This window comes from Enterobacter sp. WI-ESBL-E8 (assembly GCF_053364895.1).
This window is the reverse complement of record NZ_JBRWXJ010000001.1, coordinates 2,585,351-2,599,666: the sequence shown is the minus strand read 5'-3', so window position 1 is coordinate 2,599,666 and position 14,316 is coordinate 2,585,351. Positions and strand designations below refer to the sequence as shown.

At 58.2% G+C, this 14,316-nt stretch carries 14 protein-coding genes and 1 pseudogene; 5 read left to right on the top strand and 10 right to left on the bottom strand.

Annotated features, from left to right (window positions below):
* Window positions 1-6: 6 nt before the first annotated feature.
* A pseudogene (gene fdxH / locus ACWHWP_RS12450) lies at window positions 7-891 on the top strand (formate dehydrogenase subunit beta).
* Window positions 884-1,540, top strand: coding sequence for a formate dehydrogenase-N subunit gamma (fdnI, locus tag ACWHWP_RS12445; RefSeq protein WP_059309989.1), 657 nt, complete (start codon window positions 884-886; stop codon window positions 1,538-1,540). Before fdxH ends, fdnI begins: the two are co-directional and overlap by 8 nt.
* A gap of 65 nt (window positions 1,541-1,605) precedes the next feature.
* Here the strand turns inward: fdnI and ACWHWP_RS12440 are convergent, their stop codons facing one another.
* From ACWHWP_RS12440 to ppk2, 3 genes are all read right to left on the bottom strand, one after another.
* Window positions 1,606-1,929: a CcdB family protein gene (locus tag ACWHWP_RS12440; RefSeq protein ID WP_059309990.1), complete on the bottom strand. Its 324-nt coding sequence runs from the start codon at window positions 1,927-1,929 to the stop codon at window positions 1,606-1,608.
* Window positions 1,929-2,117: a type II toxin-antitoxin system CcdA family antitoxin gene (locus tag ACWHWP_RS12435; RefSeq protein WP_063428246.1), complete on the bottom strand. Its 189-nt coding sequence runs from the start codon at window positions 2,115-2,117 to the stop codon at window positions 1,929-1,931. The genes ACWHWP_RS12440 and ACWHWP_RS12435 overlap by 1 nt, the downstream gene beginning before the upstream one ends.
* A 102-nt stretch (window positions 2,118-2,219) precedes the next feature.
* Window positions 2,220-3,062 (bottom strand): polyphosphate kinase 2, encoded by an 843-nt coding sequence (ppk2, locus tag ACWHWP_RS12430; protein ID WP_059309992.1) that lies wholly within the window; start codon window positions 3,060-3,062, stop codon window positions 2,220-2,222.
* Window positions 3,063-3,241: 179 nt separating this feature from the next.
* Here ppk2 and ACWHWP_RS12425 point away from each other — a divergent pair, with 179 nt between their 5' ends.
* Window positions 3,242-3,886 (top strand): QnrE family quinolone resistance pentapeptide repeat protein, encoded by a 645-nt coding sequence (locus ACWHWP_RS12425; RefSeq protein WP_447855717.1) that lies wholly within the window; start codon window positions 3,242-3,244, stop codon window positions 3,884-3,886.
* 120 nt (window positions 3,887-4,006) lie between these two features.
* Window positions 4,007-5,182 (top strand): MFS transporter AraJ, encoded by a 1,176-nt coding sequence (araJ, locus tag ACWHWP_RS12420; protein ID WP_447855716.1) that lies wholly within the window; start codon window positions 4,007-4,009, stop codon window positions 5,180-5,182.
* Window positions 5,183-5,187: 5 nt separating this feature from the next.
* On the opposite strand, the gene ACWHWP_RS12415 is transcribed toward araJ, so the two are convergent.
* From ACWHWP_RS12415 to ACWHWP_RS12385, 7 genes are all read right to left on the bottom strand, one after another.
* Window positions 5,188-6,279 carry an alkylhydroperoxidase domain protein gene (locus ACWHWP_RS12415; protein ID WP_447855715.1) on the bottom strand — a complete coding sequence of 364 codons (1,092 nt, stop codon included), beginning with the start codon at window positions 6,277-6,279 and terminating at the stop codon, window positions 5,188-5,190.
* A 10-nt stretch (window positions 6,280-6,289) separates the two neighbouring features.
* Window positions 6,290-7,279: a putative FMN-dependent luciferase-like monooxygenase gene (locus ACWHWP_RS12410; protein ID WP_447855714.1), complete on the bottom strand. Its 990-nt coding sequence runs from the start codon at window positions 7,277-7,279 to the stop codon at window positions 6,290-6,292.
* Window positions 7,276-8,883, bottom strand: a complete 1,608-nt coding sequence (locus tag ACWHWP_RS12405) for a dipeptide ABC transporter ATP-binding protein (RefSeq protein WP_447855713.1) — start codon at window positions 8,881-8,883, stop codon at window positions 7,276-7,278. The genes ACWHWP_RS12410 and ACWHWP_RS12405 overlap by 4 nt, the downstream gene beginning before the upstream one ends.
* Window positions 8,880-9,731 carry an ABC transporter permease gene (locus ACWHWP_RS12400; RefSeq protein ID WP_447855712.1) on the bottom strand — a complete coding sequence of 284 codons (852 nt, stop codon included), beginning with the start codon at window positions 9,729-9,731 and terminating at the stop codon, window positions 8,880-8,882. The genes ACWHWP_RS12405 and ACWHWP_RS12400 overlap by 4 nt, the downstream gene beginning before the upstream one ends.
* Entirely contained in the window at window positions 9,728-10,672 is a 945-nt protein-coding gene (locus ACWHWP_RS12395) for an ABC transporter permease (RefSeq protein WP_059309997.1), read from the bottom strand. The genes ACWHWP_RS12400 and ACWHWP_RS12395 overlap by 4 nt, the downstream gene beginning before the upstream one ends.
* A 10-nt stretch (window positions 10,673-10,682) precedes the next feature.
* Window positions 10,683-12,302 (bottom strand): TIGR04028 family ABC transporter substrate-binding protein, encoded by a 1,620-nt coding sequence (locus tag ACWHWP_RS12390; protein ID WP_447855711.1) that lies wholly within the window; start codon window positions 12,300-12,302, stop codon window positions 10,683-10,685.
* A gap of 139 nt (window positions 12,303-12,441) precedes the next feature.
* Window positions 12,442-13,644: an NAD(P)/FAD-dependent oxidoreductase gene (locus ACWHWP_RS12385; RefSeq protein ID WP_447855710.1), complete on the bottom strand. Its 1,203-nt coding sequence runs from the start codon at window positions 13,642-13,644 to the stop codon at window positions 12,442-12,444.
* A gap of 130 nt (window positions 13,645-13,774) precedes the next feature.
* On the opposite strand from ACWHWP_RS12385, the gene ACWHWP_RS12380 reads away from it, so the two are divergent.
* On the top strand, window positions 13,775-14,281 hold the full coding sequence (locus ACWHWP_RS12380) for an RrF2 family transcriptional regulator (protein WP_047348427.1): 507 nt from the start codon (window positions 13,775-13,777) through the stop codon (window positions 14,279-14,281).
* The last annotated feature ends 35 nt before the right edge of the window (window positions 14,282-14,316 follow it).

The following is a 14,316-nucleotide window of genomic DNA, read 5'->3' as shown; positions in this document are numbered from 1 at the left end:
GATTAGATGGCGATGGAAACACAAGACATTATTAAGCGCTCCGCGACTAACCCGATTACCCCCGCGCCTCGCGCGCGGGATTACAAGGCAGAAGTCGCCAAGCTTATTGATGTCTCCTCCTGCGTGGGCTGCAAGGCCTGCCAGGTGGCCTGCTCGGAGTGGAACGACATTCGCGACGAAGTGGGGCATTGCGTTGGGGTTTACGACAATCCGGCGGATCTGAGCGCCAAATCCTGGACGGTGATGCGCTTTAGCGAAACCGAGCAGAACGGCAGGCTGGAGTGGCTCATCCGCAAGGACGGCTGCATGCACTGTGAAGATCCGGGCTGCCTGAAGGCGTGCCCGTCTGCCGGGGCGATCATTCAGTACGCCAACGGGATCGTCGACTTCCAGCAGGACAACTGCATCGGCTGAGGCTACTGCATCGCGGGCTGTCCGTTTAATATCCCGCGCCTCAATAAAGAGGATAACCGGGTATATAAATGCACTCTGTGCGTCGATCGCGTCAGCGTCGGCCAGGAGCCTGCCTGCGTGAAGACCTGTCCAACCGGCGCCATTCACTTTGGCACCAAAAAAGAGATGCTGGACGTGGCGCAGGCGCGGGTGGATAAGCTGAAAGCGCGCGGCTATGAGAATGCGGGCATCTATAACCCGCAGGGCGTGGGCGGCACGCACGTCATGTATGTGTTGCACCACAACGACCAGCCAGAGTTGTACCACAACCTGCCGAAAGATCCGGCGATCGATACCTCGATCAACCTGTGGAAAGGGGCTCTCAAACCACTCTCTGCGGCGGGCTTTATCGCCACCTTCGCCGGGTTGATTTATCACTATATCGGTATTGGGCCAAACAAAGAGGTGGATGACGATGAGGAGGAGCATCATGAGTAAGTCGAAGATGATAGTGCGCACAAAGTTCGTTGACCGCGCCTGTCACTGGACGGTCGTGATCTGCTTCTTCCTGGTGGCGGTGTCGGGAATTTCGTTCTTCTTCCCGACGCTGCAGTGGCTAACCGAAACCTTCGGCACGCCGCAGATGGGGCGAATTCTGCACCCGTTCTTCGGCGTGCTGATTTTCGTGGTGCTGATGTTTATGTTCGTGCGCTTTGTTCATCACAATATCCCGGACAAACAGGATATCCCGTGGGTGAAAGGGATCGTTGAAGTCCTGAAGGGCAACGAGCATAAAGTCGCGAAGGTAGGCAAATACAACGCCGGGCAGAAGATGATGTTCTGGACCATCATGAGCATGATTTTTGTGCTGCTGGTGACCGGCGTGATTATCTGGCGACCGTATTTTGCGCACTATTTCCCGATCCAGGTGGTGCGCTACGCGCTGCTGATCCACGCGACCTCGGCCATCATCCTGATTCATGCCATCCTGATCCATATGTATATGGCGTTCTGGGTGAAAGGCTCGATTAAAGGAATGATTGAAGGGAAGGTGAGCCGTCGCTGGGCGCAGAAACATCACCCGCGCTGGTACCGTGATGTGGAACGGCTGGAAGCGAAAAGGGAAAGTACGGAAGGAATGAAGTGAGCTCTGCGCCGTCGGCTTTGCCCGGCGGCGCTGCGCTTGCGCGGGCCTACCAGGCAGGCCTTACGTCATGTGTTCGTCAATAAACGATCAATTGCCGCTATAACGTCATGACGTGCGTGGCGTAAATTACAAACAAAGTCTTTAGGACTGATTTTTCGATTATTAATATTCGTTATCATTGGCGAATAAATCAGAAACGTTTCAAAATCGATATTAACGCCAGGAGCCAACTGGCTCTGCCATAACGGTAGCCTATTGTTTCTCGCGAGCGGTACGATTACGCGTGTAGCCAGATCGTCAAAGCAATCATCCTGAATAAGCATATAGTAAGGTAGCCTGTCCCGAGTTGCGGCGGACGTATTACGATAAACATTAAATTGTCTCAGCATTAAAGCACCCTGAAAAAATCATCATCAGTAATCGTTCCATGCTTCTCTACAAACTCATTCATTGCCCGTATAAATGCACGATCTTCTTCTGAGGGCTGACGCCGTCTGGCCTGACATTGTTCTCCATGACTCAAGGGCTTACGCGATGTGATGTTCTGGCTCGACTTTGTTTCTGCGGTATGTTTCATTTTTACCTCCTTTGTTGGTGCGGTCATTATCAACCGCAGCCAACAAAAAACAATACCGTTTCCCCTGGTAATCTACATTCTGCGAGCCGCCTTCCAGTAGTATTAAAACCTTTCTGAAATATACCGGAACGGGTATTTCGTTGGCTTCACCTTACCTATTTTACGCTTCGGTAAATCGACCTTTTCAACGTGCAGTTCTTTATACGGAATCTGCGAAAGTAGATGCGAAATAATATTCAGACGCACGCGCTTTTTATCTTCTGAACGCGCCACAAACCACGGTGCCCAGGCGGTATCGGTGGCTTCAAACATGGCGTCGCGTGCACGGGTATACTCGTCCCACAGGTTAAAGGATTTAATATCCATCGGCGAAAGCTTCCAGATTTTACGACCATCGTTAATACGGTCGCGCAGGCGGCGCTCCTGCTCTTTAGGCGTCACTTCCAGCCAGTACTTCAGCAGGATAATGCCGGCATCGACCATCGCTTTTTCCATGACCGGCGTGCCGTCCAAAAATTTCTCAACCTGTTCCTCAGTGCAGAACCCCATTACCCGCTCCACGCCCGCGCGGTTGTACCAGCTGCGATCGAAGATCACAATCTCGCCCGCCGAAGGCAGATGCGGTACATAGCGCTGAAAGTAGAGCTGGCTTTTTTCTTTATCCGTCGGGGCAGGGAGCGCAACAACGCGAAACACCCGAGGGCTGACGCGTTCGGTGATCGCTTTAATGGTACCGCCTTTGCCGGCGCCGTCGCGTCCTTCAAAGACGATACACACCTTTAGTCCTTTGGCGACGACCCACTGCTGGAGCTTAACCAGTTCCACGTGCAGACGGCGGAGCTCTTGTTCGTACTCTTTGGTCTTCAGCACGGGTTTAACCACGCTATCTGCGCTCGCTTTGGTCACGGTCGCTGCTTTGGTTTTCTTCTGCTTTGCGTTTCCCATGATAATCCTCATCTCCGGATCGGGTGATGTGCTTAGAAGGAACTAACACTTTGAAGTGTAATGCTGGCCTGCAACCTCCGCGGGAATTTTTCACATGTGTGTCTGATAAGCGTGTTTCTCTTCATCAGGTAACGGGTTAGAATGGTTAAGGCTACTGTATGAATAAACAGGTGGATGTAATGACATTGATTTTTGAGGGCGAAAAAATCGGTCGTACTCGTTTTACCGGCGAGAAAATAGAGAATGCAATCTTTCGTAATTGCGACTTTTCAGGCACGGATTTAACCAGCACGGAGTTTATTGGCTGTCAGTTCTATGACCGGGAAAGCCAGCAGGGCGGTAAGTTTACCCGGGCGCAGCTTAAAGATGCCATTTTCAAATGCTGCGATTTATCGATGGCGGATTTCACGCATTCGAATGCATTAGGCATCGAAATCCGTGAATGCAGGGCGCAAGGGGCAGATTTTCGCGGGGCCAGTTTTATGAATATGATCACTACGCGTACCTGGTTTTGCAGTGCTTACATAACAAAAAGCAACCTGAGCTATGCCAATTTTTCGAAGGTGGTTCTGGAAAAATGCGAGCTGTGGGAAAACCGCTGGAACGGTGCGCAAATCCTCGGTGCCACCTTCAGCGGCTCGGATCTGTCGGGGGGCGAGTTCTCCTCTTTTGACTGGCGAGCAGCCAATTTTACCCACTGCGATCTGACCAACTCAGAACTGGGTGAACTGGACGTGCGCGGTATTGATTTGCAGGGTGTCAAACTGGACAGCTATCAGATTGCCCAGCTGATGGAGCGGCTTGGCATCGTGGTTTTGGGCTAGCGGTATTCACAACCTTACCTGAATTAATGGATTAACCTGTCAGCCAGCTGATTTGAACTGGCTCACCATACAAGATTATTCAATAATGCCCGTCGCGAGTGATTAACCAGTGGTTGAAGTATGAAAAAGACAATTTTTTCGTTGGCGCTGAGCACCTTTGGCCTGGGAATGGCTGAATTTGGCATTATGGGAGTGTTAACCGAGCTGGCACATGACACCGGCATTTCAATTCCCTCTGCCGGGAATATGATCTCGTTTTATGCCTTCGGGGTGGTGATTGGCGCGCCGATTATGGCGCTGTTTTCAGGCAAGCTCTCGTTAAAAACCACGCTGCTGTTTCTGGTGGCGATGTCCGCCGTCGGAAACGCCCTGTTTACCTTTTCAACGTCCTATCTCTTGCTGGCGGCGGGGCGCTTAATTTCAGGATTCCCACACGGCGCAATTTTCGGTGTCGGGGCGATTATCCTCTCGAAAATTGCGCCACCGGGGAAGGTGACGGTCGCGGTGGCCGGGATGATCGCCGGCATGACGGTGGCAAACCTGGTGGGCGTTCCACTGGGTACCTGGCTTGGGCACCAGTTCAGCTGGCGCTATACCTTTTTCCTGATTGCCGTGTTCAATGCGCTGGTGATCCTTTCAGTGCTGCTCTGGGTGCCGGACATCCATGACAAATCAGAAATTAAATTGACCGAGCAGTTCCATTTTCTGAAGAAACCAGAACCCTGGCTGATTTTTGCCGCCACGATGTTTGGCAACGCCGGCGTGTTCGCCTGGTTCAGCTTCGTTAAGCCGTTTATGGTCAACGTTTCCGGCTTCACTGAAGGCGTGATGACCATCATCATGATGCTGATGGGCCTTGGCATGGTGTTGGGCAATCTGTTGAGCGGTAAGCTCTCGGGCCGCTTTAGCCCGCTGCGCATTGCGGCCACCACCGACATGGTGATTGTCGCCTCGCTGCTGCTGCTTTTCGCCTTTGGCGAGCTGAAAACGGCCTCGCTGGTGATGGGCTTTATCTGCTGCGCCGGGCTGTTCGCGCTCTCTGCGCCGCTGCAAATCCTGCTTCTGCAAAATGCGAAGGGCGGTGAGATGCTGGGGGCCGCGGGCGGGCAGATGGCGTTTAATCTCGGTAGCGCGATTGGCGCATACTTTGGCGGGATGATGATTACCCTCGGCTTTAGCTGGAGCTACGTCACGCTGCCTGCGGCGATACTCTCTTTCTCGGCCATGAGCGCGCTGCTGATCTACGGTTATCTGCGGGTCAGGCAGGATCAGGCTAACGCTCGCGCGCTAGCCTGATCGGGTCAGGCAAGCCAGGGCTCGCCCAGGGTCAGCATCAGGCGGTTGGCCCAGGCGAAGAAGGCCGCTGACTGCACCAGGTCAAGCTGCGCTAAGGTATCCAGCCCCTCTTTTTCCAGTGCGGCAAGGTGCAGCGGCGTGGCGGCAGGCGGCGTAACCGACAGCGCTGCCGCAAAGTTAATTTCCGCCTGCCAGCGCGCAGACTGCCCCTCGCTCAGGGATTGCCCCGGACGCACCGCCAGAAGCGCCTCTACCGCGCCGTCATCCTTTGACAGTTGGCTGGCTTTACGCGCATGGACAGATGCGCAGTAGATGCAGCCGTTGATTTTACTGGCGACCGTTGCGGCCAGCTCGCGCTCGGCGCGCGGCAGTCCCCCCGGAGTATAAAAAATCCCTTTATCGGTCAGCGTGCGCTGTTCAAGCACCGGCAGATTGCGCCCCAGCAGGCGGAAATAGTCGGAATCGGTATGACCAAATTTCGCCAGTATGGCAACCTCATCGTCGCGGAAATCCGCCAGCGGTTTAGCGGCCAGCCACGGCTCCCAGCCCAGCTCCTGCTGGGTGAACGCGACGGGAGCCGCCTTCCCGGTGGCCGTGGTTGCGGTCGTGTGCCAGATGCCCGCGGCCACCGGCGTATCGCTTGCGGCGACGGGCCTGTCGTTCAGCAGCCGCAGTCCGGCAATCAGTCGGCTCTGGAAGCTCACAAACGCGATGAGCTGCGCCAGGGTAACGATACCTTCCTTGCTCCATCCCGCCTGGGTCAATGCCTTTAACGCGGTCGGCGTGGCTTCAACGGGCGAGAACGTCAGCAGGCGCGCGAAGTTCAGCGCCGGGGTCAGGCGGTCTGAGGTGGGGTCGGCCAGGCCAAACCCCGCGTAGTGCGCGGCCAGCGCCTCCGCGCTGTGCCATCTGGCCACTTTTGCGGCCACGGCGAAACGCTCGTCGAGTGCAAAATCATCATCCTGCTGGCTGAAGAGGATTTCATAGCTGCCCTGCGCGTGACGCGTGGCGGCATCCCGCGCGGCGCGCGCCTCTGCCAGAGGGGAACCGGGTTTAATTTCCGCCAGCTCGGCGAGAATGTCCTGACTTAATGACATAGGTGTCTCCTCAAAGTATGTGGGGGGCGATATGTTCGGCAATCAGCTCAATGGAGCGCAGCGTGTCGCGGTGCGTGGGTTCGACCGAGTGGACCTGGAACGAGATATCCGTGGCGCGCCTGAGAATGGAATCGGCGTACAGTGAACGCAGTACCGTCTCGGGTGAACCGATATGGGCGTCAAACTGGCGGCGATAATCGGTGACGGTGTCACCTTTAACCGCGTGTCCGGCAGCGCGATGCTGCTGTGCCTGCTTCGTCAGGCCCGGCGTTGCCACCTTCAGCGCATAGTCATCGCTGTCGGCGACGAACGCGGTACGGGAGGCGAGAATGCGCGGCGCGATGCCCGCCGGCAGCGCCTCAAGGTAGGCATCCACAATCGGGTTCTGGATTTCATCGAGCGTGAGATCCGGCCGGTCCGCGGGGCGCGGCTGCGTGCGCGAGAGCATTAAGCCGTGTCCGGCGTGCGCCGCCCGCACTGCGCCGTCTACGGAGAAGGTGGCAATCCAGATGCGGTCCGCCAGCTGCGGTGCCGGTGGGTATAAATGGTTATCCGGATGGGCGAGCGAATCGCCGCGCCAGGCGCTCTGGAGCACGTGCAGGTTCTCGGCAAACGCGGTAGCGCGCGCCTCAAACGTCAGGCCGAACGGCAGGAATGAGGTGGGCGTGCCGCCAGACCCCAGCCCGACTTCAAGACGTCCATCGGCGAGTAAATCGAGCACCGCGGCATCTTCCGCCACGCGCAGCGGATTTTCCATCGGCAGGGTGATGATAGCCGTGCCCAGGCGGATGGTTTCGGTATGCGCGGCCACGTGCGCCAGAAACAGCAGCGGCGACGGCAGCCCGCCTTCGCTTTCGTGGAAATGGTGCTGCGCAATCCAGGCGCTGTCGAAACCGTGGCGTTCAGCGTGGCGGATCTGTTCTGTTGCCAGACGATAGCGCTCCTTCGGCGCAGCGTCGTCAAGCAGGCGGGTGAAAAACCCCAGGCGTTTTCGCGTCATGCGAACTCCTCCGTAGCGGGTGAAAAATGGGGAATGGCGTCAATCAGCTCGCGGGTATAGGCGTTCTGCGGCGATGCGAATAAGGTCCCGACGTCGCCGTGCTCGACCACCTGACCGCTGCGCAGCACCGTGACGCTGTGGGCGATCCGGCGAACTGTGGAGAGATCGTGCGTAATAAAGAGATAGGTTAACCCCAGCTGCTGCTGCAGCTGCTGCAGCAGAGCCAGGATCTGCGCCTGGACGGTGACGTCCAGCGCGGAGGTGGCTTCGTCCAGCACCAGAATGGTCGGCTCCAGGATCAGCGCCCGGGCGATGGCAACGCGCTGGCGCTGTCCGCCAGAAAGCTCCCGGGCGGTGCGGCTCAGGAGCTCGACGGGCAGGGCAACCCGCTGCGCGACCGTCTCCACCCGGACCTTACGCTCTGCTTTGCGCAGGCGGGAAAAGTTCTTCAGCGGCTCTTCGATAATGTCAAACAGCGTCTGACGCGGGTCGAGAGAGGCAAACGGGTTCTGGTAGACAAACTGGATCTTCTGGCGCAGCTGACGACGGGCCTCGCGGCTGAGCGTGGTGGCGTCGATATCGTCAATAATGACCTGCCCGCTGTCGGCCTGTTCAAAGCCCAGCAAAATACGGGCGAGGGTAGTTTTCCCGGAGCCGGATTCACCGACCAGCGCATGCGTGCTGCCGCGCCTGACGTCAAACGTTACCCGATCCAGCGCCTGAAGCTGATGGGCTTTGCCCAGCGAGAACCGTTTGCTGATGTCGCGGGCGCGAATGGCCGGTGACGCGAGCGGCAGACCGGCCACCGGGGCGATGGTCAGGCGCTGGCCCTGGAGATCGCTCAGCAGCTGGCGAGTGTAGGGGTGCTGCGGCGTGCGGACGATATCGGCGGTATTTCCCTGTTCCTGAATTTCGCCATCGCGGAAAACCAGCAGCCTGTCCGCGCGCTCGGCGGCCAGCGCCAGATCGTGGGTGACAAACAGGACGGCGGTTCCCGATTCCCGCCGCAGGATATCCAGCAGGTCGAGAATGCGTTTTTGCACCGTCACGTCCAGCGCGCTGGTGGGCTCATCGGCAATGATGACGTCCGGGCGCAGCGCCATCGCGATGGCAATCAGCACGCGCTGCTTCATGCCGCCAGAGAGCTGATGCGGGTACTGCTTCATGCGCTGCTCGGGGTGGCTCAGGCCGACCTTTGTCAGCAGGGCGAGCACCTGCTCGTCGCGCTGGTGAGCCGTGACCTTTTGGTGCAGCTGAATAATTTCGCCGACCTGCGCGCCGATGGTTTTTACCGGGTTGAGTGAATTACCCGGATCCTGCGGAACCAGGCTAACTCGCGCGCCGCGAAGGGTATCGAGACGCTTAGCGGACCACTGGCTTATCTCCTCGCCGTTGAGAATGATTTTCCCCGCATCGCGCCGGGCGTTATCGGCCAGCAGACCGATGATCGCCTGCGCCGTGGTCGTTTTGCCTGAGCCGGACTCGCCGACAAACGCCAGCATTTCTCCTCGCCCGAGCGTGAAGCTGACGTTATGCACCACCTCTCGCCACTGGCGCGCGGTGCGGTAGCTGATGGTGAGGTTTTCTACCGAGAGTACGGTCATTTCAGGCCTCCGCTGAACTGTTGGCTGATACGGTTGGTTGCCAGCACCACGGCGATAACGGCCAGTCCGGGGAAGGTGGTTAACCACCAGGCGGTAGAGAGATAGTTACGGCCTTCGGCAATCAATAAGCCCCATTCCGGCACGGGCGGCGGGGTGCCGTAGCCGAGAAAGCTCAGCGTGGAGAGCGCCAGGATGGCCTGACCAAACTGCAGCGTGGCAAAGGCGAGCACGGCGGTTAAGGCGTTGGGCAGGATGTGTCGCCACAGCACCGCAAAGAACGTCCCGCCGCTGCCATACGCCGCTTCGACATAATCCGTATGGCGGATGCGCACCACTTCACCGCGCGCGAGGCGGGCGAAGCTGGCAATCGAGGCTACGCCCACGGCAATCGCGGCGTTAACGGTGCCAAAGCCGAGCAGAATAATCACCGTCAGCGAGAGCAGCAGAGACGGGATGGACAGCAGCACGTCGACGAAACGCATCAGCAGAGACTCGACGCGTCCGGCGAACGCCCCGGCAACCACTCCTAAACCGGTACCCACCAGCAGACCCATCGTGACGGCGGCCAGCGCCGCGCTCAGGGAGTGGGAGGCGCCATAAACGATACGCGCGTAAACATCGCGGCCAAGCTGATCGGTGCCGAGGCAGTGGCCGGCCTGCGGCGCCAGGCGCTGTGCGCCCGCGATGCCCTCAATCGGGCTGTAGTGGGTTAACAGGCCGGGCGCCACGGCGGCAAAGAGAGCGATAATAATTACCGCCCATGCCAGCCACAGTCCGGGCTGCCATTCGACACCCTGCCAGGTGGGGACGCGTTTTCGCGCGGCGGCTGCGTAATCGACAAGGCTCATGATGCACCTCCGGAAAGGGGTTGCAGACGGGGATCCAGCAGCGGCATCAGCAGATCCACCAGCAGATTGATCAGGACAAAACCGAGGGCGGAAATCATCACCACCGCCTGAAGCACGGCGATATCCTGGTTATTCACCGCCTGCTGGGTCAGTTGCCCGAGCCCGCTGCGGCCAAAAACGGTTTCCGTGATCAGCGCTCCGGCAATCAGCTCACCCAGCAGCAGCCCGGCAATATTCAGCACCGGCAGCAGGGCGTTGCCCGTCACGTGACGCCACAGGACGGCGGTTTCACTCAGCCCTTTGGCCCGGGCAACGGCAACAAACGGCTGCGTCGCCACCTGGTCCAGGCTGCGCATCAGGATTTGCGCCAGCGGGGCGGAGATCGGGATGGCGACGGTCACGATCGGCAGGATCAGCCCCTGCAGCGGCGTCGGGTTAATTACCGGGATCAGCCGCAGCTGAAAAGAAAAAAGCTGGATCAGGGCAATGCCCAGCCAGAACGTCGGTAACGAGATAAACAGGACCGGCAGAGACTGGAGGGTATTGCTCAGCCAGCGCAGACCCGGCAGCCGCGACGCAAAGGCCAGCGCAAACGCCAGCAGGACCGCGAGTAAAAACGCGGGCAGGGCGAGGCTCAGGGTATCCGGCAGGTTGCTGGCAATCAGCTCGCTGACCGGCACGCCAGCCTGTAACGAATAGCCGAAATCCCCGCGCAGCATCGCCAGCAGCGTGTGGCCGTACTGCTGCCACAGCGGGCTGTCTGCGCCGTAAGCCACGCGCATCTCCTCGATTTGCGCCGGGCTTAAGCCCAGATCCGGGTTCTGAAATTTAATCAGCACCGCGTCGCCCGGCAGCACCTGGAGCAACACGAACGAGAGGGTAAAGGCGGCCCACAGCACCAGTAGCCCGTGCCCAAAACGTTGAAGAAGTGCGTGGCGCATCGTCGGCTCCTCAGTGTTTCTCAATCCACGCGCCGTAGAACGACGGGCGGCCTACCGCTTCAAAGCTCACGCCTTTCAGCCACGGGGCGCCGGCGAAGACCTGCGGCTCCTCGAAAATCGGAATGACGTAGGCGTTATCCAGCAGGTAACGCTGGGCATCGCCGCTCAACTGCAGGCGTTTTTGTGGATCGACCTCGGCGGAGATATCGACCAGCAGTGCGTTCAGCTTGTCGTCGCGGAAGTTTTTGACCTTGTCGCTGGAGCCGCCTTTCTGCAGCAGCGCGTCGCGGTTAGCGGGGTAGAACATGCTTTTCACCACGTCAGGATCGGCGCGGCCCACTTCGGAGACGGTTAGCGGCGTTTTCAGCGGGTCAAGGTTATCCAGCGTGCGGCTGCCAGCGTCGCCGGCTTTGACGCTCAGGGCAACGCCCACCTGACGCCACTGCTGGGCAACCAGCTGCAGCACCTCTTTGTTTTGCGGCTGCGGCAGCGATTCATACACCGTCAGCGCCAGCCGCTGCCCGTCTTTGGCGCGGATCCCGTCGCTGCCCGCTTTCCAGCCCGCCTCGTCCAGCAGCTGGTTAGCTTTTGCCGGGTCGAAGGTCAGTTTGTCGCTGAGGTCGACAAAGCCTGCGGCGGAATCGGCAATCACCGACTTCGCCTGCGGATAGTTGGCCGAGAAGAGGGTCTCGACCACCTGTTTGGCATTGGTGGCGTGCAGCAGCGCCTGACGAACGCGAATATCGGCGACCAGCGGGTTGTCCGGACGGAAGCTGATGCTGTCATTCACGCCGCGCGTCGGGGCGGCGTAGATCTTATAGCCCTGGTCCGTCGCCTGCTTTTCGTCATACGCCTGCACCTGACGGATAAAATCCGCCTGACCGGCCAGCAGGGCGCCGACGCGCACGCTGTCCTCCTGGGTTACGATAAACTTGATGCCGTCCAGATTGGCAGGACCCTGCTGCGCCAGATTTTTAGGTCCCCACCGGTAGTCTTTGCGGGCTTCGAGCGTCACTTCGCGGCCGAGCTTCTCGTCCTTCACCACAAACGGGCCGGAGCCAATGATATGGCGGGCGTCTCCCAGCTCTTCGAAGTTGCGCTTCAGCGTGCTGAGCGAGACCAAACCTGAACCAATGGTGGCAGTGCCCTGCAGAAACCCCGGCGATGGTTTTTTGAAGTAGAACTTCACGGTCAGCGGGTCGATGACTTCGCTACGATCGTAGTTATTGATCACTTCAGACACTGGCAGGCGCTGCGCCTTGTTGCCTAAACCGTAGGTATCAAAATTTTTTGCCACGGCGCTGGCGTCCAGCGGCGTGCCGTCGGAGAAGGTGATGCCGGGCCGAAGCTTAAAGGTGTATTCGGTTTTATCGGCGTTGGTGGTCCAGCTTTCTGCCACCCAGGGTTCCACCTGCAGCGTTTTCGGGTTCTGCCAGGTCAGCTTGTCGGTGATTTGGTTCAGGATGCCGCCGTTCGGGTAGAAGCCGCCGGCGGGCGGGTAGAGGTTGGTGTGCGCCTGTTGCTCCAGATAGATCAGCGTGCCGCCTTTGACGGGCGCTTCTGCTGCCCAGGCTGTTGTTGTCGCCAGAATCAGCGCCGTCAGCAGCGGCAGACGAAATGGGGTTTGCATGGTGAATTCCTTTGTTATCTTCTTGTTAGCGTCGGATTCATCATCGGGCGCGGGGGAAAACAAGGGAACAAAGGAATTAAGATAAGGATTGCCGGAAAATGGCTATAAAAGCGCCCCGTCAGGGGGCGCAGGCTGGGAGTTAAACGAATTTCGCCAGCGGGTCTGCGGCGGCAAACGCAACCGCTTTATCGGCTGCCGGGGGGTAGATCAGCTCGTTAGTGATGGCAATCTTGATCTTCTTGGCTTCATCCCGCACTGATTTAACGGCCTGATCCCAGCCCTCTGTATAAACCGCACCCCAGCCCCCCAGGTCCAGGCAGGTTACGTAATTCACCTGACGATAAGCATAAGGTTCAATGTTCAGCAGGCTGGCCGCCGCGTTGTGTCCGGCAAATTTCCCTAGCTGGATCGCGTGCTGGCAGGTCATCAGTGCCGTATTGCCCGCATCGTCTGTTTTGGCGTGAGCCATATCGCCAGTAGCATAGACGTCCGGATGCGTCGGAACCTGTAACGTCTCTGCCACGACCAGGCGACTCTGGCTATCGCGTTCACCGTCAATCTGCAGGCTAAGAGGGTTGGCCTCCACGCCGGCGGTCCAGACGACGGACGCAGTAGCAATACGTTCACCATTTTTCAGCGTTACCCCGTGGGCATCAACGGCTTCAACTTCACTGTTTAATCGCCATTCTACGCCCAACGCCTGGCTCGCCTCTGCAATGGTTTCACGTAGTGCTTCACTGTAGCGGCCGCCAATGACTGGCCCTCTTTCAACTACGACTATTTTAATCTCTGTATTATCCCCGAGACGGGAGCGCAGCCGGGCAGGCAGCTCCGTTGCCAGCTCAATGCCGGTAAAGCCGCCTCCGCAGATTACCACGGTGTTGCGTTCAGGCGTTGAGGGGCGTAACGCCAGCGAGTCCAGGTGACGCTCGAATGCCTGTGCAGTTTCCAACTGGTCGATGTCGAAGGCATAGTCAGCCAGGCCGGCAATCGGTGGGCGTTTGGTCTGGCTGCCCGTAGCGAGAATCAGCCGGTCGAAGGAAGCCGTAGCACGATCGCCATGTGACGTCCGGTATGAAACGGTTTTCTTCGCGGTATCAATCTGTTCTGCGTGTCCGGCGATGAACGTAATATCAAGCTCAGCAAACAGGTCTGTTAATGGGGCGACCAGCGTTGACACGTTCTCCTCATAGAAGCGTGGGCGAACACGCAGTTCAGGCTCGGGGGCCAGAACGGCAATTTTAAGGCTGTCTTTTTCCTGCTGCGCCGACAGGCGCGCGGCGCTGACCGCAGCCCACATACCGGAAAACCCGCAACCCACAATTAATATCTGCTTTTTCATACTCGATCCTTTTGAACGGCAGGCTGTATACCTGACATAACTGCCACTATACTTGTCGGAGTTAACTGCGACAACTTCTTTCTGAGTTAAAAAACGTTATACTGCTGCGAACAATGATTCGGAGTGAACCATGGCGTTTTACAGTTCCGGTGTGGAATACGGCATTCACAGCCTGATGTGTATGGTGGATGCGAAGGGCAACGAGCGTGAGATGAGCGTCCGGGAGATGGCTGCCCTGCAGGGCGTGCCGTATGATTATCTTGGAAAAATTTTTACGCGCCTGTCGCGCGCCGGGCTGGTCATCAGTACGGAAGGCAAGGGCGGGGGCTTTAAGCTGGCGCGTCCGGCGGAGCTGATCAGCGTGCTGGATGTGGCGCATGCCATTGACGGCGAGAAAAATATGTTTGAATGTCGTGAAGTGCGCCAGCGGCTGGCCGTGTTTGATGAAACCCCTCCCGCCTGGGTATGCGACGGCCCGTGCGGAGTACGTTCAGTAATGGACAGTGCGCAGCAGCGGATGGAAGAGGAGCTCGCGCGTCATACTATTCTCGACCTGGCGCGCAAAATGTACCGAAAGGCGCCGGACACCTTCCAGATTGAGGTTCAGGAGTGGATTTCAGTTCGTCGTTCGTCGTAGTAATGAGCCGGGTAAGGCATAGCCATTACCCGGCA